Raw genomic sequence first — 19,375 nt, forward strand, 5'->3', positions numbered from 1 at the left:
CAGCATGCAGCGCAGAACATTCCTGAAATCGTCCGTCGCCCTGATGGCGGTGGCCATCGCCGCACCGGCCCTGTTCGCCGGCCAGGCACGGGCAGACGCGATGGCCGACGCCATGGCGGTCGTGCAGAAATACGCCCAGAAGGTCACCGCTTGGGACGGTCCGACCACAGGTCCAAAGGCGCAGGAAGGCAAGACCATTGTCGTGCTCGCCGGCGATCTCAAGAATGGCGGTATTCTCGGCGTCACCACCGGCGTTGAAGAGGCGGCCAAGGCGATCGGCTGGGAAGTCAAGGTGATCGACGGCGCCGGCTCGATCGGCGGCCGCACCGCGGCCTTCGGCCAGGCGATGGCGCTGAAGCCGAACGGCATCGTCATCAACGGCTTCGACGCGGTCGAGCAGGCGCCGGCGCTGGAACAGGCGAAGGCCGCCGGCATTCCGCTGGTTTCCTGGCATGCCGGGCCGGTGATCGGACCCGACGACAAGAACGGCGTGTTCGCCAACGTCTCGACCGATGCGATGCAGGTTTCCACGGCCGCCGCCGACTGGGCCTATGCGGACGCCAAGGGCAAACCGGGAGTCATCATCTTCACCGATTCCACCTATGCCATCGCCATCGCCAAGGCCGACAAGATGAAGGCCGAGATCGAGCGGCTGGGCGGCAAGGTGCTCGAATATGTCGACACGCCAATCGCCGAGACGTCGCAGCGCATGCCACAGCTCACCACCTCGCTGCTGCAGAAATACGGCGATGCCTGGACGCATTCGCTGGCGATCAACGACCTCTATTTCGACTTCATGGGACCCTCGCTCGCCGCGGCGGGCAAGGCCGGCACCGACGCGCCGATCAATGTCGCCGCCGGCGACGGTTCGGAATCGGCCTATCAGCGCATCCGCGCCGGTCAGTTCCAGAAGGTCACGGTCGCTGAGCCGCTCAACCTGCAGGGCTGGCAATTGGTCGACGAGCTGAACCGCGCCATCGCCGGGGAAAAATGGTCCGGCTATCTGTCGCCGCTGCATGTCGTGACGGCCGACAATGTCGAATTCGACGGCGGACCAAAGAACGCCTTCGACCCCGACAACGGCTATCGCGACCAGTACAAGAAGATCTGGGGCAAATAGGCATCCACCGAAGCGGGCGCATGACAGGCGCCCGCGTCCCTACCCAAATCCAACCGGTCCTACAGGCCGTACGGTTGTTCGCCGTACGGCCGCGGAATTCTGTCGTGCAAGGAGAGACCATGATCGTCCGCTATGCCCTGTTCGAGGGCGAGATTCATCCGGGCAGCGAGGCCGAGTTTCGTCGCTTCGTGAAGGAGAGGCTGGTGCCGCTGTGGACGCAGTTTCCCGGAGCGCAGGAAATCCGCGTCCTCGACGGCGCGGCGCGTGACGAAGGCGCGCCGGTCTACGCCATGGCGCTCGCGATCCGCTATCCCGACATGGCGACGTGCGAACGGGCGCTTCAATCCTCGGTCCGGTTCGAGAGCCGCGAAGTGACCGGCGAACTGCTGAAGATGTTCACCGGCCGCGTTCACCACCATGTCTTCGATATGAACGAATACGCGCCGGCGGGATGATCCTACCGCGCGATGCGGCCGCGTACTCCCGTGCTTGCCGGCTCATCCGCCTGCGGCCGTCATGATGGCTTGCCGGTCGGGTTCGCTGAACAGATCGATACGGACCACCGTTCCGGTTCGGACCGGCTTGCGCAGAGCCTTTGCGCCGTCCGAGTCGACGCTCAGCGAGCGCCGCTGCTCCAGCGCCTGAAGGCGCGACCTGGAGATGCCGAGCTCGCCGGCGAGCAGGCGGTCAAGCCGCAACGACGTTGGCGTTTCAAGCGCGAGCCGAAGCTCGAGAGCGGTTGCGGCTTTCGGTCCATCGCCGAGCCTCTGCTTGTGGACGGCGACTTCTGGAAATTCCTCGATGCGCCCAGTTCGGCTGCGCAGCGCAACGACATCGAAGGCATGGCGGCGCGCCAGTGCCGGATCGTTGCTTTCGAAACCCTGCAGCAGGTCAGGTTCGATGTCGCGGCGGTTGCAGCGCTCCAGAATGCCGAAATTCCAGGAATTGTCGCAATCGATGCAGCGGTAGATCAGCCAGGCGTCGATGCGCTTGCCGTTGGCGTTGACGCGGAATTTGCCGCTGCATTGATACGCCTTGGTGCCGCCGCAGCGGTTGCAGTTGATGAGAGGTCGAGGCGCCATTTTGGGCGTGATCGCCCAGCGGATACGCAAGTAAGAAGACATGCCGATAAGCCCTTCCCGTCGGGAAGTTCGTCAGATCGGCGATGTCGAGAGCCCATGCGGGCACGGCGTGGCGAGAGGCTGCGGCGATTGGAAAACAGGCGTCACGGGCGGCTTGCGCGCGCGACAGCGGTTCAGCAGTGCCAAACCGGTCTCGAACCGCCACCCTGAGGAACATATGAAATGAAAACAGGCGCCGCGGATGCGGTGCCATGCATTGTGTCGGGGGAGTTGACGAGACCGGCGGTTACGTAGGCAAAGTGAAGCTCGAAAATCGTGTCGGGGCGGCATTTCTAGCCGCGCAGCGCCGGGCCGGCAAGGCTCCTGATTCCACAAACGCCGGCGCTGCCCCTCATCCGCCTGCCGGCACCTTCTCCCCGTGAACGACGGGGAGAAGGAAGAAGCTCCAACGTCGGCGGCGCCTCTCCCCGCTTTTTACGGGGAGAGGGTAAGGGTGAGGGGCAGCACCAACCCACGCGATTGTCTTGCCTTGCCAGCCTCCACAGTTGGGCTAGTCTTGGGCCGACCGCCTCGGAACAGGGATCCCGCCATGCAGCTCACGTCGCTCATGATCTTTGCCGCCGCTCTCTTCGTCGCTGCCGGCTCGCCCGGACCGTCGATCGCCGCCCTTGTGGCGCGGGTGATCGCCAAGGGGTTTCGCGATGTGTTCCCGTTCCTGCTCGCCATGTGGATCGGCGAAGGCATCTGGCTGTCGCTGGCGGTGTTCGGGCTGGCGGTGGTGGCGCAGACCTTCCATTTCGCTTTCGTCATCGTGAAATGGATCGGCGTCGCCTATCTCGTCTATCTGGCCTGGAAGATGTGGACCGCACCAGTCGAGGCGAAGGAAGGCGAGATGCCGCGCGAGGATTCACCGGCAAAGCTCTTCCTCGCCGGCATAGCGGTGACATTAGGCAATCCCAAGATCATGATGTTCTATCTGGCGCTGCTGCCGACCATCATCGATCTCGCCTCGGTCAGCGTCGTCGGTTGGGTCGAGCTGACGGCGACCATGGCCGTAGTCCTGGTCGCCATCGATCTTGCCTGGGTGCTCGCCGCGGCGCAGGCCCGCAAGCTGCTCAAGAGCAAGCGCGCGATGAAGATCGCCAACCGCATCAGCGCCGGCACCATGGCCGGCGCCGCTGCTGCAATCGCCGCGCGCTCCTGAACACGTCACGTCATTTCGATGATCGGCGCGATCTCGACGCTGAAGGCCGGATCCATCAGGATCGGGCAATCCTTGGCCTTGGCGACGGCATCGTCGATGTCCTTCGCTTCGACGATCGTGTAACCGGCGGTCGGATTGCTGCCGCCATTGTTCTCGACCTTTCCGCCGGGCAGCACCATCTTCGACATGCCGACCGGATTGCCGCCGTCGACCACGGCCGAGCCGAGCTTGCCGTACCAGCCGGTCCAGGCGTCCATTGCGGCCTTCCGCTCGGCCTCGTCGGTCGGCATCTTGCCCGAGCCATGATAGACATAGAGAAACTTCGCCATGTTCTCCTCCCTTGATCAGCGGCATCGAACCGGCATGCGGTCCATGCCGCCCGCTGATCATCGGACCAAACTGGCGAACACGCAACGAGAATGCGTAACTTCTAATGTACGGTGCGAGATCGTTACCGCGCCATGGCGTGGTATTCGTCGTTGGGCCGCATGTCGATTGCCGCCGCCACCCGGTTCGACATGTTGAAGAAGGCGGCGGTCGAAGCGATGTCCCAGATGTCGCGGTCGGAGAAACCGGCCTTTCGCAACGCTGCCCGGTCGGCCTCGACGATCTTTGCCGGCTCTTCGGTCAGCTTGACCGCGAATTCGAGCATGGCGCGCTGCCGGTCCGACAGGTCGGCGGCGCGGAAGTTCATCACCATCATTTCGCCAAACGTCGGGTCGCCGGAAAGCTGGCGCACGGCCGCGCCATGCGCAGTCAGGCAGTAGTAGCAATGGTTGATCGAGGAGACGACGACCGCGATCATCTCGCGCTCCAGCTTCGACAGGCCGGAGTCGCCCAGCATCAGATCGTTGTACGTATCGGTGAAGGCGCGCAGCTTCTTCTCGTCGAAGGCATAGGACAGCAGCACATTGGGAACGAGGCCGAGCTTCTCCTCGCATTTGGCGAAGTAGGCTTTTGTCGTCTCGCTCAGCTCCGCCTGTGCAAGGTCAAGCGCCATAATCTTGCCGGTCATCGGTATTCCTCCTCATGCGTTCGACGGTCAGTTTCGGCGCTGCGATATTTCTTCGCAAGCCGTCAAACCTTTGTCGCCAAATACCGGTCATCTGCTACCATAGTCGCAAAAGCATATGACGGGAGGGATTTGACACCATGGCCAGCCTCAAAACAGCAAGCCAGTCGAAAAAGGCGAGTCCGGCCAAGAAGGACGCGGCAAGGGGGAGCGAAAAAGCCGGCAAGCTTGCCGATTACCTGCTTGCCCGGGCGCCGGCCGAAGACGTCGCTGCCTATGATTCCTCCGACCTCGAACGCGCCGCCGATCTGGCCGGCCGTGCCGTCGCCAGGCACAGGAAGGGCGAATGCGTCGTCGCCATAGACGTCGAGTCCGGGGTCGTGCGCCAGGGCCGGCCGCTGACGGTCATCACCGTCGTCAACGACAACATGCCGTTCCTGTTCGATTCGATCCTCGGCGAGATCACCGAGAGCGCCGGCGAGCCGCTGCTGGTCACCCATCCGGTCGTCGTCGTCAGGCACGGCAAGAGCGGCGTCGATGAAATCCTCGGCGATGGCGGCTTTGCCAAGGGCGATCTCAGCCATGACCGTCTGAGCGTCGTCCATGTCCATATCGGTCGCATGTCCGCTGACCAGGCCGAGGCTTTGGCCGGACGGCTGAAGAAGCTGCTGGGCCAAGTGCGCGCCGCAGTCACCGACTGGAAGCCGATGCTGGCCCGCCTCGACCAGGCAATCTCGGAGTTCCGCTACGCGCCGGTGCCGCTCGACAAGGCGCATGTCACCGAGGCAATCGCCTTCCTCGAATGGCTGCGCGACGACAATTTCACCTTCCTCGGCATGCGCGAGTTCAAATATACCGGCGGCGAGAAGAGTGGCACGCTGGAGCGCGCCGAGAAGCCCGGCCTCGGCATCCTGTCCGATCCGGACGTGCTGGTTTTGAGGCGCGGCACCGAAGCGGTGACGACCACGCCCGAGATCCGCGCCTTCCTGCATGGGCCGGAACCGCTGATCGTCACCAAGGCCAACGCCAAGTCTTCCGTGCATCGGCGCATCTATCTCGATTACATCGGCGTCAAGACCTACACCGCCAAGGGCACGCTTTCGGGCGAACTGCGCATCGTCGGCCTGTTCACTTCGACCGCCTACACGCGCTCGGTGATGAAGATCCCCTATCTCAGGTCGAAGGCCGAGACCGTCATCACGAAATCCGGCTTCAATCCCGGCGATCACTCCGGCAAGGCGCTGATCAACGTGCTGGAAAGCTATCCGCGCGACGAGCTGTTCCAGGTGCCGATTCCGATCCTCAGGAAGCACGCCGAGGCGATCCTCGGACTGATCGAACGGCCGCGCGTCAGGGCGCTGGTGCGCGCCGACCAGTTCGACCGTTTCGTCTCGATCCTCGTCTTCGTGCCGCGCGACCGCTACGACAGCGTCGTGCGCGAGAAGGTCGGCACGTACCTCAAGACGGTGTTCGAAGGCCGGCTGTCGGCCTATTACCCGGCCTTCCCGGAAGGCGGGCTGGCGCGCGTGCATTTCATCATCGGCCGCTCCGGCGGCAAGACGCCGAAGGTCGAGCAGGCGGCGATCGAAGCGGCGATCCGCGACATCGTGCGCACCTGGGACGACGCGCTGCGTGAAACTGCGGCCGAGACCGGCACGGAAGCGGCGCTCACCGCGATCGCCGCGCGCTTTTCGGAAAGCTATCGCGATAGTTTCCCGCCGGCGGTGGCGCTGGCCGATGCCGGGAGCATCGCCAGGATCAGTGCCGCCAATCCGATCGCCATCGACTATTACCGGCATGCCGACCAGCAGCCGCACCAGGCGGCGCTGAAGATCTATCACCATGGCAGCCCCGTGGCGCTGTCGAGGCGGGTGCCGGTGCTGGAAAACATCGGCTTCCGCGTCATCAGCGAGCGCACCTTCGAGGTCGGTGAGGAAGCGACCGACAAGGTCTTCATCCACGACATGGAGCTCGAGAACAGCTACGGCAAGCCGATCGACCTCGGCGATGGCGGCGGGCTGTTCGAGGACGCCTTCCTGTCGGTCTGGCGCGGCGACATCGACAATGACGGCTATAACGGCCTGGCACAGACCGCCGGACTGTGGTCGGACGAAGTCACCATCCTGCGCGCCTATGGCCGCTATCTGCAGCAGGCCGGCATCCCGCAGAGCCAGGATTTCATCGCCGCAGCGCTCAACCGCTATCCGGATATCGCGCGCGGCCTGCATGCGCTGTTCGTCGCCCGCCTCGGGCCAACGGCCGAGACAGAAGGCGTGGTGGCGGCCAAGCACCTCAAGGCCAAGATCAGGGATGCGCTGGAAGAGGTGCCCAACATCGATGACGACACCATCATCCGCCGCTACCTCAACCTGATCGAAGCTTCGCTGCGCACCAATCATTTCGTTGCCGATACGAAAGCGAAGGGCCAGTCGCTGGCGATCAAGCTCGACTCGCAGGCGGTCGACGGGCTGCCGGCGCCACGGCCGTGGCGGGAGATCTTCGTCTATGGCTCGGAGGTCGAAGGCGTGCATCTGCGCTTCGGCCCTGTCGCGCGCGGCGGCCTGCGCTGGTCGGACCGCGCCCAGGACTACCGCACCGAGGTGCTCGGCCTGGTCAAGGCGCAGCAGGTCAAGAATGCGGTGATCGTGCCGGTCGGCGCCAAGGGCGGTTTCTATCCGAAGAAGCTGCCGATGAGCGCCGGCCGCGACGCCATCTTCGAGGCCGGAACCTCGGCCTACAAGAACTTCGTCTCCAGCCTGTTGTCGATCACCGACAATATCGGCATCGACGAGGTCATTCCGCCGGCCGGCGTGATCCGGCGCGACCAGGACGATCCCTATTTCGTGGTCGCCGCCGACAAGGGCACGGCGACCTTCTCCGACACCGCCAACGCGATAAGCGAGAAGCACGGCTTCTGGCTCGACGATGCCTTCGCCAGCGGCGGCTCGGCCGGCTACGACCACAAGAAAATGGGCATCACCGCCAAGGGCGGCTGGGAAGCGGTGAAGCGGCATTTCCGCGAGATGAACCGCGACATCCAGACCGCGCCCTTCACCGTCGTCGGTGTCGGCGACATGTCGGGCGACGTGTTCGGCAACGGCATGCTGTTGTCGCCGCAGACAAGGCTGATCGCCGCCTTCGACCATCGCGACATCTTCATCGATCCCGATCCGGACATGGCGGCCTCGATGGCGGAACGCCAGCGCGTGTTCGCTTTGCCGCGCTCGAGCTGGCAGGACTATGACAAGACCAAGCTGTCGGAAGGCGGCATCATCGTCTCGCGCAGCCAGAAGTCGATCACGCTGCCGGCGGCGGCTGCCGCGGCCATCGGCCTTGGCAAGACCACCGCGACGCCGGTCGAGATCATGAACGCCATTCTCAAGGCGCCGGTCGATCTTTTGTGGTTCGGCGGCATCGGCACCTATCTCAGGGCCTCCACCGAAACCAATGCGGATGTCGGCGACCGCGCCAATGACGCCATCCGCATCACCGCGCTCGACGTGCGCGCCAAGGTCATTGGCGAGGGCGCCAATCTTGGCGTGACGCAGCGGGCGCGCATCGAGTTCGGGCTTGCGGGCGGCCGCTGCAATTCCGACGCCATCGACAATTCGGCGGGCGTCAACTGCTCCGACGTCGAAGTCAACATCAAGATCGCGCTGGCTTCGGCCATGCGCAAGGGATCGCTGACCCGGCCGGCGCGCAACAAATTGCTCGCCGAGATGACCGATGAGGTCGGCTCACTGGTGCTGTCCAACAACTACCAGCAGACGCTGGCGCTTTCGATGGCGCGCAAGCGCGGGCTCGCCGATATCGCGCATCAGAGCCGGTTCATGTCGGCACTCGAAGCACGCGGCCTGCTCGATCGCGCCGTCGAGACGCTGCCGTCGCCGGCGGCGCTTGCCGAGCGCGAGGCGCGCGGCGAGCCGCTGACCCGAGCCGAGCTCGGCGTGCTGCTCGCCTATGCCAAGATCGTGCTGTTCTCCGACATCGTCGCCAGCGACGTGCCGGACGATGCGCATTTCGACCGCGACCTGATGGGCTATTTCCCGGACCGGATGGCGAAGAAATACGCCGCCGAGATCCGCGGCCACCGGCTGCGCCGCGAGATCATCACCCGCGTCCTGGCCAACGACCTGGTCAATCGCGGCGGACCTTCCTTCGTCAACCGGCTGCAGGAAGCCACCGGCCGAACCGCCGCAGACGTAGTGCGCACCTTCGCCGTGGTGCGTGACGGCTTTGCCTTGCCGGCGCTCTACAGCGAGATCGACGCGCTCGACAACCAGATCGACGGCCAGGTGCAGCTCGACCTCTATCAGGCGATTAGCCGGCTTATCTTCGTGACAAGCGGCTGGTATCTTAAGAACGATGCCGGCACGGCAACGCTCGGCCAGCGGATTGCCGAGCTCCAGGAGGCGCGCAAGGCACTGGAGCCGAAACTCGCCTCGCTGCTGCCCGCCTTCTCGCGCGAGCGGATAGAGGAGCGGCGGCATGGTCTGTTCAAGGCCGGCGCGCCGGAGAAGCTCGCCGCGCAGCTGGCGCTGACCGATGTGGCGGAACTGATCCCCGACATCGCGCTAACGGCGCGCATGGCCAATGCCGATATCGTCGTCGCCGCCAAGGCCTTCTTCGCCGTCAGCGACGCCTTCCGCATTCCGCGAGTCGAGGATGCGGCGCGCTCGATCACGCCCTCCGACTACTACGACCAGCTCGCTCTGTCGCGCGCGACCGACACGATCGGCGCGGCCAGGCGCGGCATAGCGGTGGCGGCGCTCACCGGCCATGCCAAGGCGGCCGACCCGGTGGCGGCCTGGCTGGAGGCCGGTGGCGAGCGGGTCGGGCGCATCCGCGAGCGGCTGCAGGCGCTGACCGAGGGCGGCGACATCACCGTGTCGCGGCTGTCGGTGGCGTCAGGGCTGATGAGCGATCTGACGGGGATGTGAGCCAGATCGGGCGAGATTGCTGGCAGGAACTACGCTATAGAGCTACACGGCGCCCTGCTTCGGGCGCCGTTCTGCGGGAGGGGACATGACCGAGGTGGCAGTGCAGCGGGCATCGGGACGCGGCATCTGGGGATGGATGCTGTTCGACTGGGCGGCGCAGCCGTTCTTCACGGTTGTCACCACCTTCATCTTCGGGCCCTACTTCGTCTCGCGCATGGCCAGCGATCCGGAGACGGGCCAGGCGGCCTGGGGTTACGGCATAGCAGCGGCGGGCCTGGCTATCGCCGTGCTGTCGCCGATCCTCGGCTCGATCGCCGACCAGACCGGACCGCGCAAGCCGTGGATCGCGTTCTTCGCTGCGATCAAGATCACCAGTCTGACCCTGCTTTGGTTCGCCGCGCCCGGTTCGAACCTTTTCCTGATCGTGGCGCTGTTCTCGATCGCCTCCGTCGCGGCTGAGTTCTCGACGGTGTTCAACGATTCCATGATGCCGCGCCTGGTGCCGAAGAGCGAGATCGGCCGAATTTCCAACATGGCCTGGGGCCTTGGCTATCTCGGCGGCATGATCGCGTTGATCTTCGTCGTCGCCTGCATGGCCGGTTCGCCGGAGACCGGCAAGACCATCGTCGGTCTCGATCCCATCTTCGGGCTCGATCCGAAGCTCGGCGAGGATGCGCGGGCCACCGGACCGCTCTCGGCCGGCTGGTACTTCCTGTTCATCCTGCCGATGTTCTTCTTCACGCCGGACGCCATCAGGGGCATTGCGATCGGGCCGGCAGTGCGCGAGGGCCTGTCGGAACTGAAGTCGACGCTCGCCGAAGTGCGCCAGCGCAGCGGCATCTTCCGGTTCCTCATTGCCCGCATGATCTATCAGGACGGCGTCAACGCGCTGCTGGCACTGGGCGGCACCTTTGCGGCGGCAATGTTCCATTGGTCGATCACCGAGATCGGCATGTTCGGCATCATCCTCAATGTCGTCGCCATCGTCGGTTGCCTGGTTGCCGCCCGTCTCGATACGGCGCTTGGCTCCAAGACCATCGTGCTTATCTCGCTCGTCCTGCTCAGCATCGCCACCATCGGCATCGTCTCGACCGGCCCGGGCTATACGCTGTTCGGCGCCTGGATGATGCCCGAAACCGATAGCGGCGGATTGTTCGGCACGCCGGCTGAAAAGGCCTATATCTTCTACGGCCTGCTGATCGGGCTTGCCTTCGGTCCGGTGCAGGCCTCATCGCGCTCCTATATGGCGCGTAGCGTCACCGCCGCCGAATCGGGCCGCTATTTCGGCATCTATGCGCTGGCTGGTCGAGCGACCAGTTTCGCCGCACCCTTCATGGTGGCAACCATCACCTTGGCCAGCGGCTCATCGCGGCTCGGCATGGCGGCCATAGTGCTGTTCCTGGGCGCTGGCATGGCGATATTGATCAGGACGCCATATCCGGCCGACCAGCCAGTGGAGTGAGCCCTTTTTCCCTCTCCCCCTTGTGGGAGAAGGTGTCGCCGAAGGCGACGGATGAGGGGTGCTGGACAATGAGGCGTTGAGTTTCTTCCAACACCCCTCATCCGTCTCGGCGCTGCCCGCCGATCCACCTTCTCCCGCAAGGGGAGAAGGAAAGAGCGCGCCTCAATGCCGGAAGTGCCTCACACCCGTAAACACCATGGCGATGCCATGTTCGTCGGCGGCGGCGATGACGTCGTCGTCGCGCATCGAGCCGCCCGGCTGGATGACGGCGGTGGCGCCGGCTTCGATCGCCGATAACAGCCCGTCGGCGAAGGGGAAGAAGGCATCGGAGGCGACGACCGAGCCCTTGGTCAGCGGTTCCGCCAGCCCGGCCGCCTCGGCGGCGTCGAGCGCCTTGCGGGCGGCGATGCGCGAGGAATCGACGCGGCTCATCTGGCCGGCGCCGATGCCGACGGTGGCGCCGTCCCTGGCGTAGACGATGGCGTTCGACTTGACATGCTTGGCGACGCGGAAGGCGAATTTGAGATCGGCCATCTCGGCCGGCGTCGGCGCGCGCTTGGTCACCACCTTCAGCTCAAGGTCGTCGATCACCGCATTGTCGCGGCCCTGGACGAGCAGTCCGCCGGCGACGGATTTGACCGTCGTGCCGGCGGCGCGAGGATCGGGCAGGCCGCCCGCGACCAGCAAGCGCAGGTTCTTCTTGGCGGCGACGATGCGAGCCGCTTCCTCGGAGGCGTCGGGCGCGATGATCACCTCGGTGAAAGTCTTCACGATCTCCTCGGCCGCTTCGGCGTCGAGGATGCGGTTCATGGCGATGATGCCGCCATAGGCAGAGACCGGGTCGCAGGCCAGCGCCTTGGCATAGGCCGCCTTCAGCGACGCCCCCTCGGCGACGCCGCACGGGTTGGCATGCTTGATGATGGCGATCGCGGCCGAGCGGGCCGGGTCGAACTCGCCTGCCAGTTCGAAGGCGGCGTCGGTGTCGTTGATGTTGTTGTAGGAGAGCTGCTTGCCCTGCAACTGGCGGGCGGTGGCGACGCCCGGCCGCTTGTCGCCGTTGACGTAGAAGCCGGCGCCCTGGTGCGGGTTCTCGCCATAGCGCATCACCTCGACCAGCCGGCCGCCGAAGGCGCGCCATGTCGGATGTTCGATCTCCAGCGCCTCGGCGAACCAGCCGGAAATCGCCGCATCGTAGCTGGCGGTACGGGCGAAGGCCTTGGCCGCCAGCTTCTTGCGGAAATCCAGCGACAGCGAGCCGATATTCATCTCCAGCGCGTTGAGCACCGATGCATAGTCGCCGGGGTCGGTGACGATGGCGACATAGGCGTGGTTCTTGGCCGAGGCGCGGATCATCGCCGGGCCGCCAATGTCGATGTTCTCGACGATCGAAGCATAGCCGGCGCCGGAGCGGCGGACCTCCTCGAACGGATAGAGGTTGGAGACGACGAGGTCGATCGGCTCAATGCCGTGGGTCCGCATCGCGCTGGCATGCTCGGCGTCGTCGCGTATGCCGAGCAGGGCGCCATGCACCGACGGATGCAGCGTCTTGACGCGGCCGTCCATGATCTCGGGAAAGCCGGTCAGCTCGGAGACGTCGCGCACGGCCATGCCGGCTTCGGCGATCGCCTTCGCGGTGCCGCCGGTGGAGACCAGCTCGACTCCGGCCGCGGCGAGCGCCTTGGCGAAATCGACGAGGCCGGTCTTGTCGAAGACGGACAGCAGCGCGCGGCGGATCGGGACGAGGTCGGGCGCTGGAATGTTTTTGCTGGCGACGGCCATGGGCTGGCGGCCTTTCACGGCTGGATTGGGAAGCGTGACCGGGCCGTAGCATATGAGGCCCGGAAATCAAGCCGGGCGCTTCGTCACGGCAGGCACTTAAAGCGCGTCGATCCAAACGGATTCATACGCCGCGCATTAAGTTCTTGGTTCTTTGCATGTCGTTATCGCAAAACCGCTGCGCACTTTTTGCGCGACATGCACTAGTTGTTTTCGGGATAGCCGGCGATGCTGGTCCGTGTCAGCTGCCAGTGAACCTCCGATATCTCGGAGGCCTTGAAGGCCAGCACGATCTGGCGGCTGCGGCGCGGGCCGCCAAGGCCGGCGAAATAGATCGATTCCTCGACCTCCGGCACGACCTCCTTGCAGGTCAAGACCCAGGTGTCGGTCTGATCGCCGGTCAGCACCAGCCGGTCATGCTCGTCCTGCAGCAGATCTACATCGGGATGGATGTGGAAGCGCACCGTGACAAAGTCGCGGCCGTTGTTGCGGATCGCAGCACCGCCGGGGCGCAGGAAGCGGTCCCTGCCGGTCAGTACATTGCCGTTGTTCGCCAGCGTCAGCTCGCGCTCGTGCAGGAAGCCGAAGCGCGCGGCATAGCCGTCGTGGCGGGCGATGAAGCCCTGGCTGCCCTTCTGGTCGGTGCGTTTGCAGGGCGTATGCTGCGGACCGCCGATCAGCGGCGAGCCCAGGAGATCGTTGACGCGTAGCGAATGGCTGAAACGCGCCGACGAGGTGTCGTTGATGGTGGCGGTGGAGTGCGCGGCCGTGGCGCGGGCCAGCGGCCGGAATTCGGCGGCGCCGTAGGTGTCGATGCCGGCATTGACGACATAGTGCTGGCGGCCGGAGGAGAGTTCGAAGGCGAGGCAGCCGGCATGCGCGGCGTTGGAAACATCGATGGGCGGCGGCAGGCCGGTGTCGGCGATGACGGTCACGCCGCCCATCGACAGGCGCTCATAGCCCGAATGCGGCGCATGCAGCAGCGGCGCGCCGACAGTGTCGTCGTGGCGCAGGATGGTGGCGATGCGGTCGTGGATGGTGGCGCCCATGCCGTTGAAGCGGGCGAGGCTGCCGTCCTGGTGGCGAAAGAAACGCAGCGCCGGCAGCATGCGGTCGATGGCGCCCATCAGCGCCGGCGGCGGCGTCTCGGCCTGGTTGGCGTAGGTCTGGCGCAGCGGAAGGAGGTCGGCGAGAAGTTCGAGCACCGTCATCGGGTTGCGCGAAATATGGCCGCCATCCGGGAGGATCTGGCGCTCGAGCTCCTCCGCCAGGTTGCGGGTGGCAATGCGCAGCGCCGATGCCGGCGCTGGCAGGGATAAAGCGGCGAAGGCGAGCGCGATACGGGCGCGCAGCCTGTCCTTGCCATCAGGCATTTCGCGCGCCATCGACCGGAGATAGCGTATCTGCATGGCAAGTGATTTCAGGAAGGCGCGATAGAAGGGAAATTCCGCACCTTGCAGCACCACTGACGAATGCTGCAGCCAGGCAATGACCCGCTTGGCCGTCGTGCCGGGTTCCCAGGCGATGCCCGAAATCTGGTTGCCGTGTATGGCGATCCAGTCGGAAACCAGGGCGCGGGCGTTGGCGGCGGCAAGCTCGGTGCCGGCGGCGCGCATGTGGCGAAGCCAGCGAAAACCGTGCAGCGTCTTTTGCCAGCCGCGATTGGGCACGGCGATCTGGAACGGCGACTTGCCGCCGGTCTCGACCATATGGCCCGACAGCGGATAGCGGCCGTAATAGATCTCGAGCGCAATCTGCGGATCGGCGAGCCTCAGGTCCGGTGGTGCGATCAGGACGCGTTCGGGCGTGCGGCCGGAGTAGCGCCAGCGATAGATCGGCCCGGCACGCAGGCGCCGGCGCGTCTTGCGCCAGAACTCCCTCGCGACAAGCGTCCAAAGACGCGTCGTGCTGCCGGCAGCAAGTGCCAAATCCCCTCCTGGTCGTCCATACCCAAGGACAAGCTTATATGATTCAAGAACTTATGCGAAGGTGGATTTCGCCATCGTGAAGGAGTTCACGCTGCTGCGGCCTGATTCTCCTTAGAAAAGTCAGCAAATTTTAGTGAAAAACGATTTTAGCCGGCCCGGCGCATGCGGGCGGCGAAGAAGCCGTCGAGACCGGAAATCCCAGGCGTTTCAAGCATCAGATCGGCGGGCGTGGTGCGCAGCGTGCCCTGCGGCGTCAGGAACGCATCGATGCCGGCAAACTCGCCAGGCCGAACGGGATCGTCGACGACATCAGCCGTGCCAGCAAGGAAGGCGCGGTAAAGGTCCTCGCCTTCGATCGGGTCGAGCGAACAGTTGGAAAAGACGATCCGCCCGCCCGGTTTGACCAGGCTGACGGCGCGGGCGAGCAGCCTTGCCTGCAGCCCGGCGAGCTTTTCGACATCGGCCATGGTCTTGGTCCATGGCACGTCGGGATGCCGCCGCACCGTGCCGGTCGAGGAGCAGGGCGCGTCGAGGAGAATTGCTTCGAACAATTCCTCCGGTTGGTAGTCGAGCAGGTCGGCCTGGACGATCTCGGCGGAGAGGCCGAGCCGCTCGAGATTCTGCGTCAGCCGCGCCAGCCGGTTTTTCGACGTGTCGACCGCGGTGACCTTGGCGCCGGCAAGAATGAGCTGCGCGGTCTTGCCGCCGGGGGCGGCGCAGAGATCGGCGACACGAAGCCCTTTCACTTCGCCGAACAGCCGGGCCGGCAGGCTGGCGGCGGCGTCCTGCACCCACCAGGCGCCGTCGGCGAAGCCGGGCAGGTCGGGGACGGAGGCACAGAGTTTTTCCACGCGCACCGTGCCGGTCGGCAGCACTATGCCGCCGAACCGTTCGGCCCAAAGTGCCGGATCGGACTTGGCGGTGAAATCGACCGGCGCCTCATGGCGATGGGCAGCCAGGATCTGCCCGGTCCTGTCGGCGCCATAGGCCGCCTTCAACCGGTCGGAAAACCATTTTGGCGCTTCGTCGGTGGCGGCAAGGGCGGCAGGCAATTCCGCCTCCTTGGCGCGCGCCAAGGTGCGCAGCACGCCGTTGACGAGGCCAGAAAAGCGCAGCGTGCGCGGGTCGGACTTGGCGTGGGTGACGGCGAGGTCGACAGCGGCGCTGTCGGGAATGTCGAGGAACAGGATCTGCGCCGCTGCCACATGCAGTATGTGCGACAGCACGGTGGCATTGGCCGGCAGCGGCTTTTCCAGGCGCCGCGCCAGCAGGCCCGCAATCGTCATGCGATAGCGCAGCGCGGTGACCAGTATGGCGCGCACCAGCGCGCGGTCGCGCAGGTCGAGCGCCTTGTATTGCGGGTGGCCGTTCTCGTGATCGGTCAGTCCGTCGAGCGGCGTGCGCGCATCGATGACGGCGGCGAGCAGGCGCGCCGCCGCCATGCGCGCGGCGAGGCCGGCTACCGCCTCGCCGCCTGCGCTGTCTTCACGATCGCCTGGTGTCCTCTGCCGGCGTTTGGCGCCGCTCACGACCACGGACCTTTGGGTCCGGTCGGGTTGCGTCCCCACGGGTTGGACTTGGGCCGCGCCGGCTCGGCCGGCTGCTCCTGCTCAGCTTGCTTGCCCCACGGTCCCGCCGATGGCTGCTCGTCCGCCTGGCGTGGCGTCGGCGCCTGGCGCGGCGCTGCCTGCGACGCACCGCCGCGCGCCATCGCCTGCAGGGCGGCGATGCGGTTGTCGGTGTTTGGATGTGTGGAGAACAGATTGTCCATGCGCTCGCCGGAAAGCGGGTTGATGATGAAGAGATGGGCCATGGCCGGGTTGCGCTCGGCATCCGGGTTGGGGATGCGTTCGGCGCTGCGGGCGATCTTGTCAAGGGCCGAAGCCAGCCAAAGCGGGTTTCCGACGATCTCGGCACCGCGCCGGTCGGCCTCGTATTCGCGGGTGCGGCTGACCGCCATCTGCACGATCATGGCGGCGAAGGGCGCCACCAGCATGGCCACCAGCACGCCGACGAAGCCGAACGGGTTGTTGTTGTCGCGGCTGCCGCTGAAGAAGAAGGCGAAATTGCCGAGCATCGAGATGGCGCCGGCAAGGGTGGCGACGACGGTCATGGTCAGCGTGTCGCGGTGCTGCACATGGGCAAGCTCGTGCGCCATAACCGCCGCGACCTCCTCATGCGACAGCCTCTGCAACAGCCCGGTCGAAGCGGCCACCGCGGCATTCTCGGGGTTGCGGCCGGTGGCGAAGGCGTTGGGCTGAGGGTTGTCGATCAGATAGGTTTTCGGCATCGGCAGACCGGCGCGTTGGGCGAGCGCCTGGACGATGGCGTAATATTCGGGCGCATTCTTCTCGTCGACCTCGACGGCGCGGTTCATCGACAGCACCATCTTGTCGGCGTTCCAGTAGCTGAACAGGTTGGTGCCGGCGGCGATCAGCAGAGCGATCATCATGCCGCCCGTTCCGCCGATCAGAAAGCCGACGCCCATGAACAAAGCCGTCATCGCGGCGAGAAGCATGGCGGTGCGAAGGGTGTTCATCGGCTGCTCCGTCCGTGGCGGCGAAAAGGGGTCGATCCAAGCGGGCTCATCGCTATATGATGGGAAACGCCTGCCCCTGTTTCAATCCGCCGGGACTATCGCATGACCGACCAGACCAGCAAAGCCGACACCGGCCCGGATCGCGACACACCGCAAAAAACGCTGACGCCGGCGGCCAGCCGCGCGCTGGCGGAAGCGCGGGCAAGGCGCGAGGCATATCGCGAAAAGGAAGCGGCGCTGCCGAAGGAAATCGGCGGCCGCGGCGGCAAGGAGCCCGGCCGCTATGGCGACTGGGAACTGAAAGGCCTGACCAGCGATTTTTAGGCTGGGCTGATATTCAGGTGATGCCGGCCTGCAAATGGCGGCTTCCTGCGCTTCCGGTGCTTGTGTTGCCGATCACGCACTTCGGAGATTAGCGGAAACGCCCCTCCCATTCGTCATCCCAGGGTCTCCGCGACGTCGCTTCGCTCCTGCTTCGCCCTGGGATGACGAAGCTAGGGGCCTTAAGCCGCGGCCAGCTCCGGTGCGGGAGCGATCCAGCCGCGATCGTCGACGGCGATGCCGAGCCCGTCGTAAGAGGCGATTGCCATGTGTGGCGTCTGCAGCGGATAGCCGTGCGTGGCGCTGATCACCATGACCGTGGCTTCGGCCGCCTCGGCCGCGGCAATGCCGGCTGGGGCATCCTCGAAGACGAGGCAATCGCGCGCATCCACGCCGAGCCGTTCGGCGGCCAGCCGGAAGCAATCGGGCGCCGGCTTGCCGCGCGTGACATCCTCGGCAGCGACTATGACGGCTGGTATCGGGATGCCGGCCGCCTTCATGCGCAGCAGCGCCAGCTCGCGCGGCGCCGACGTGGCGATGGCCCAGCGTTCGGGTGGCAGCGACTTCAGAAAGGCGACCGCGCCGGCGATCGGGAGGATGCCGTCGAGGTCGGCCGCCTCGGCCTGCAACAGCGCATCGGCCTCGCTTACCGGGTCGACGCCTGGAAGATTGAGCCGGCCGATGGTCTCGATCGCCCGCACCCCATGGATCGTCGGCAGGAAGGTGGCGACGTCGAGGCCCTGGCGCTGCGCCCACTGCGCCCACACCCTTTCGGCGGCGGCAATGGAGTTGATCACCGTGCCGTCCATGTCGAACAGAAAGGCCGCGAATTTTCTGCCTGCAAACATCTGATATCCTGGCGTTGTTTTGGGGGGTCGGTTCGGGAGGGTGCGACCCTAGCGTCATGGCCTTGCCATTGGAAGCCGTGGCGTCACCTTTTCGACCCGTCGCGGGGGAACCATGGTCCTCTTGGCGCGTTGAGGTCATTCACTTTCAAGAAGACCGAAGGGGGACCGCGATGCTGATCAGGCTCGGCTACGAAATTGCTATTGAGAGTGACGCTGCAACGCCGATCATTTCACTGCTCGACATCCACCGGGAGCGCCAGGCCGACATCAAGCGGCAGACCCGCGTGCTGACGTCGCCTTCGGTCCCGACCCGGGTCTATCACGACCGCCATGGCAACAGCTGCCGCCGTTTCACCGCGCCCGCCGGCGGGTTCCGCATCCTCTACGACGCGGTCATCGAGGACAGCGGCGAGACCGACGACGTCAACACGCTGGCCGGGGAAACGCCGGTGGCGCAACTGCCCGATGAGGTGCTCGTCTATCTGCTTGGCAGCCGCTACTGCGAGACCGACCATCTCAGCGACCTCGCCTGGCAGCTGTTCGGCAACCTTCCGCCGGGCTGGGCGCGGGTGCAGGCGATCGTCGACTATGTCCACAGCCGCCTGTCGTTCGGCTACGGCTATGCGCGCTCGACCCGCACGGCGGCGCAGGCGCATGAGGAGCGCGTCGGCGTCTGCCGCGACTTTGCCCATCTGGCGATCACGCTCTGCCGCTGCATGAACATCCCGGCCCGCTACGTGAACGGCTATCTCGGCGATATCGGCGTGCCGGTCGATCCAGCGCCGATGGATTTCTCGGCGTGGATGGAAGTCTTCCTCGACGGCAAGTGGTACACGTTCGATCCGCGCCACAATCGCCCGAGGATCGGCCGCGTCGTCATCGCGCGCGGCCGCGACGCCACCGACGTGCCGCTGCTGCACAGTTTCGGCCAGCACCGTCTCAGCCTGTTCAAGGTCTGGACCTATGAGCAGGAGCGCAATCTGTTCAATCCGCCCCATCATGGCGTCGACAGGACCGTCAGCGCCCAGATGCTGGCCTGACGACGCCGCCCGAGACCGGCCTGAGATCGACGGGTGATCCGCTTCGGGACAGTCGGTCTGTGCCGGACCGGGACCGAAAAGCACCACGGGCGGGATCATGGTA

15 protein-coding genes are annotated in these 19,375 nt (G+C 65.4%); 7 read left to right on the top strand and 8 right to left on the bottom strand.

Going from position 1 to position 19,375, the window contains the following annotated elements; translation table 11 throughout:
* The first annotated feature begins 4 nt into the window (after positions 1–4).
* Both AC04SI_RS05985 and AC04SI_RS05990 read left to right on the top strand, forming a co-directional pair.
* A complete protein-coding gene (locus tag AC04SI_RS05985) occupies positions 5–1,120 on the top strand; it encodes an ABC transporter substrate-binding protein (RefSeq protein WP_404278672.1) in 1,116 nt (371 codons plus the stop codon).
* 119 nt (positions 1,121–1,239) lie between these two features.
* Positions 1,240–1,575 (top strand): hypothetical protein, encoded by a 336-nt coding sequence (locus AC04SI_RS05990; RefSeq protein WP_404278674.1) that lies wholly within the window; start codon positions 1,240–1,242, stop codon positions 1,573–1,575.
* Positions 1,576–1,617: 42 nt separating this feature from the next.
* Here AC04SI_RS05990 and AC04SI_RS05995 read toward each other — a convergent pair whose 3' ends face one another.
* On the bottom strand, positions 1,618–2,244 hold the full coding sequence (locus AC04SI_RS05995) for a DUF1062 domain-containing protein (protein WP_404278676.1): 627 nt from the start codon (positions 2,242–2,244) through the stop codon (positions 1,618–1,620).
* Between the two features lie 547 nt (positions 2,245–2,791).
* On the opposite strand from AC04SI_RS05995, the gene AC04SI_RS06000 reads away from it, so the two are divergent.
* Positions 2,792–3,406: a LysE family translocator gene (locus tag AC04SI_RS06000; RefSeq protein ID WP_404278678.1), complete on the top strand. Its 615-nt coding sequence runs from the start codon at positions 2,792–2,794 to the stop codon at positions 3,404–3,406.
* 5 nt (positions 3,407–3,411) lie between these two features.
* Here the strand turns inward: AC04SI_RS06000 and AC04SI_RS06005 are convergent, their stop codons facing one another.
* Together AC04SI_RS06005 and AC04SI_RS06010 are read right to left on the bottom strand one after the other, a co-directional pair.
* The gene (locus AC04SI_RS06005) at positions 3,412–3,735 is read right to left on the bottom strand and encodes a YciI family protein (protein ID WP_192181949.1); all 324 of its coding nucleotides are present in this window, start codon (positions 3,733–3,735) and stop codon (positions 3,412–3,414) included.
* A gap of 122 nt (positions 3,736–3,857) precedes the next feature.
* Complete coding sequence (locus AC04SI_RS06010; RefSeq protein WP_404278681.1) at positions 3,858–4,421, bottom strand: peroxidase-related enzyme; 564 nt, start codon at positions 4,419–4,421, stop codon at positions 3,858–3,860.
* Positions 4,422–4,558: 137 nt separating this feature from the next.
* Between AC04SI_RS06010 and AC04SI_RS06015 the strand changes: the two genes are divergently transcribed.
* Both AC04SI_RS06015 and AC04SI_RS06020 read left to right on the top strand, forming a co-directional pair.
* On the top strand, positions 4,559–9,358 hold the full coding sequence (locus AC04SI_RS06015; RefSeq protein WP_488474007.1) for an NAD-glutamate dehydrogenase: 4,800 nt from the start codon (positions 4,559–4,561) through the stop codon (positions 9,356–9,358).
* Between the two features lie 85 nt (positions 9,359–9,443).
* Entirely contained in the window at positions 9,444–10,820 is a 1,377-nt protein-coding gene (locus AC04SI_RS06020) for an MFS transporter (RefSeq protein ID WP_404278685.1), read from the top strand.
* Between the two features lie 162 nt (positions 10,821–10,982).
* Here AC04SI_RS06020 and purH read toward each other — a convergent pair whose 3' ends face one another.
* The 4 genes from purH to htpX form a co-directional block, all read right to left on the bottom strand.
* Positions 10,983–12,599: a bifunctional phosphoribosylaminoimidazolecarboxamide formyltransferase/IMP cyclohydrolase gene (gene purH / locus AC04SI_RS06025; protein WP_404278687.1), complete on the bottom strand. Its 1,617-nt coding sequence runs from the start codon at positions 12,597–12,599 to the stop codon at positions 10,983–10,985.
* A gap of 200 nt (positions 12,600–12,799) precedes the next feature.
* A complete protein-coding gene (locus tag AC04SI_RS06030; protein ID WP_404278689.1) occupies positions 12,800–14,524 on the bottom strand; it encodes a heparinase II/III family protein in 1,725 nt (574 codons plus the stop codon).
* A gap of 146 nt (positions 14,525–14,670) precedes the next feature.
* Positions 14,671–16,059 (bottom strand): RsmB/NOP family class I SAM-dependent RNA methyltransferase, encoded by a 1,389-nt coding sequence (locus tag AC04SI_RS06035; RefSeq protein WP_488474008.1) that lies wholly within the window; start codon positions 16,057–16,059, stop codon positions 14,671–14,673.
* On the bottom strand, positions 16,050–17,063 hold the full coding sequence (gene htpX / locus AC04SI_RS06040; RefSeq protein WP_488474009.1) for a zinc metalloprotease HtpX: 1,014 nt from the start codon (positions 17,061–17,063) through the stop codon (positions 16,050–16,052). The genes AC04SI_RS06035 and htpX overlap by 10 nt, the downstream gene beginning before the upstream one ends.
* 102 nt (positions 17,064–17,165) lie before the next feature.
* On the opposite strand from htpX, the gene AC04SI_RS06045 reads away from it, so the two are divergent.
* On the top strand, positions 17,166–17,387 hold the full coding sequence (locus tag AC04SI_RS06045; protein ID WP_404278695.1) for a DUF1674 domain-containing protein: 222 nt from the start codon (positions 17,166–17,168) through the stop codon (positions 17,385–17,387).
* Positions 17,388–17,566: 179 nt separating this feature from the next.
* On the opposite strand, the gene AC04SI_RS06050 is transcribed toward AC04SI_RS06045, so the two are convergent.
* Positions 17,567–18,232: an HAD-IA family hydrolase gene (locus AC04SI_RS06050; protein WP_488474010.1), complete on the bottom strand. Its 666-nt coding sequence runs from the start codon at positions 18,230–18,232 to the stop codon at positions 17,567–17,569.
* Positions 18,233–18,402: 170 nt separating this feature from the next.
* Between AC04SI_RS06050 and AC04SI_RS06055 the strand changes: the two genes are divergently transcribed.
* The gene (locus tag AC04SI_RS06055; RefSeq protein ID WP_404278699.1) at positions 18,403–19,272 is read left to right on the top strand and encodes a transglutaminase-like domain-containing protein; all 870 of its coding nucleotides are present in this window, start codon (positions 18,403–18,405) and stop codon (positions 19,270–19,272) included.
* Positions 19,273–19,375: the final 103 nt, after the last annotated feature.

This window comes from Mesorhizobium sp. CNPSo 4689, from assembly GCF_057784325.1.

Excerpts from the sequence above, each read along its gene's own strand:
- AC04SI_RS05985 (WP_404278672.1), top strand. The coding sequence starts at position 5 with ATGCAGCGCAGAACATTCCTGAAATCGTCCGTCGCCCTGATGGCGGTG.
- AC04SI_RS05990 (WP_404278674.1), top strand. The coding sequence starts at position 1,240 with ATGATCGTCCGCTATGCCCTGTTCGAGGGCGAGATTCATCCGGGCAGC.
- AC04SI_RS05995 (WP_404278676.1), bottom strand. The coding sequence starts at position 2,244 with ATGTCTTCTTACTTGCGTATCCGCTGGGCGATCACGCCCAAAATGGCG.
- AC04SI_RS06000 (WP_404278678.1), top strand. The coding sequence starts at position 2,792 with ATGCAGCTCACGTCGCTCATGATCTTTGCCGCCGCTCTCTTCGTCGCT.
- AC04SI_RS06005 (WP_192181949.1), bottom strand. The coding sequence starts at position 3,735 with ATGGCGAAGTTTCTCTATGTCTATCATGGCTCGGGCAAGATGCCGACC.
- AC04SI_RS06010 (WP_404278681.1), bottom strand. The coding sequence starts at position 4,421 with ATGACCGGCAAGATTATGGCGCTTGACCTTGCACAGGCGGAGCTGAGC.
- AC04SI_RS06015 (WP_488474007.1), top strand. The coding sequence starts at position 4,559 with ATGGCCAGCCTCAAAACAGCAAGCCAGTCGAAAAAGGCGAGTCCGGCC.
- AC04SI_RS06020 (WP_404278685.1), top strand. The coding sequence starts at position 9,444 with ATGACCGAGGTGGCAGTGCAGCGGGCATCGGGACGCGGCATCTGGGGA.
- purH (WP_404278687.1), bottom strand. The coding sequence starts at position 12,599 with ATGGCCGTCGCCAGCAAAAACATTCCAGCGCCCGACCTCGTCCCGATC.
- htpX (WP_488474009.1), bottom strand. The coding sequence starts at position 17,063 with ATGAACACCCTTCGCACCGCCATGCTTCTCGCCGCGATGACGGCTTTG.
- AC04SI_RS06045 (WP_404278695.1), top strand. The coding sequence starts at position 17,166 with ATGACCGACCAGACCAGCAAAGCCGACACCGGCCCGGATCGCGACACA.
- AC04SI_RS06050 (WP_488474010.1), bottom strand. The coding sequence starts at position 18,232 with ATGTTTGCAGGCAGAAAATTCGCGGCCTTTCTGTTCGACATGGACGGC.
- AC04SI_RS06055 (WP_404278699.1), top strand. The coding sequence starts at position 18,403 with ATGCTGATCAGGCTCGGCTACGAAATTGCTATTGAGAGTGACGCTGCA.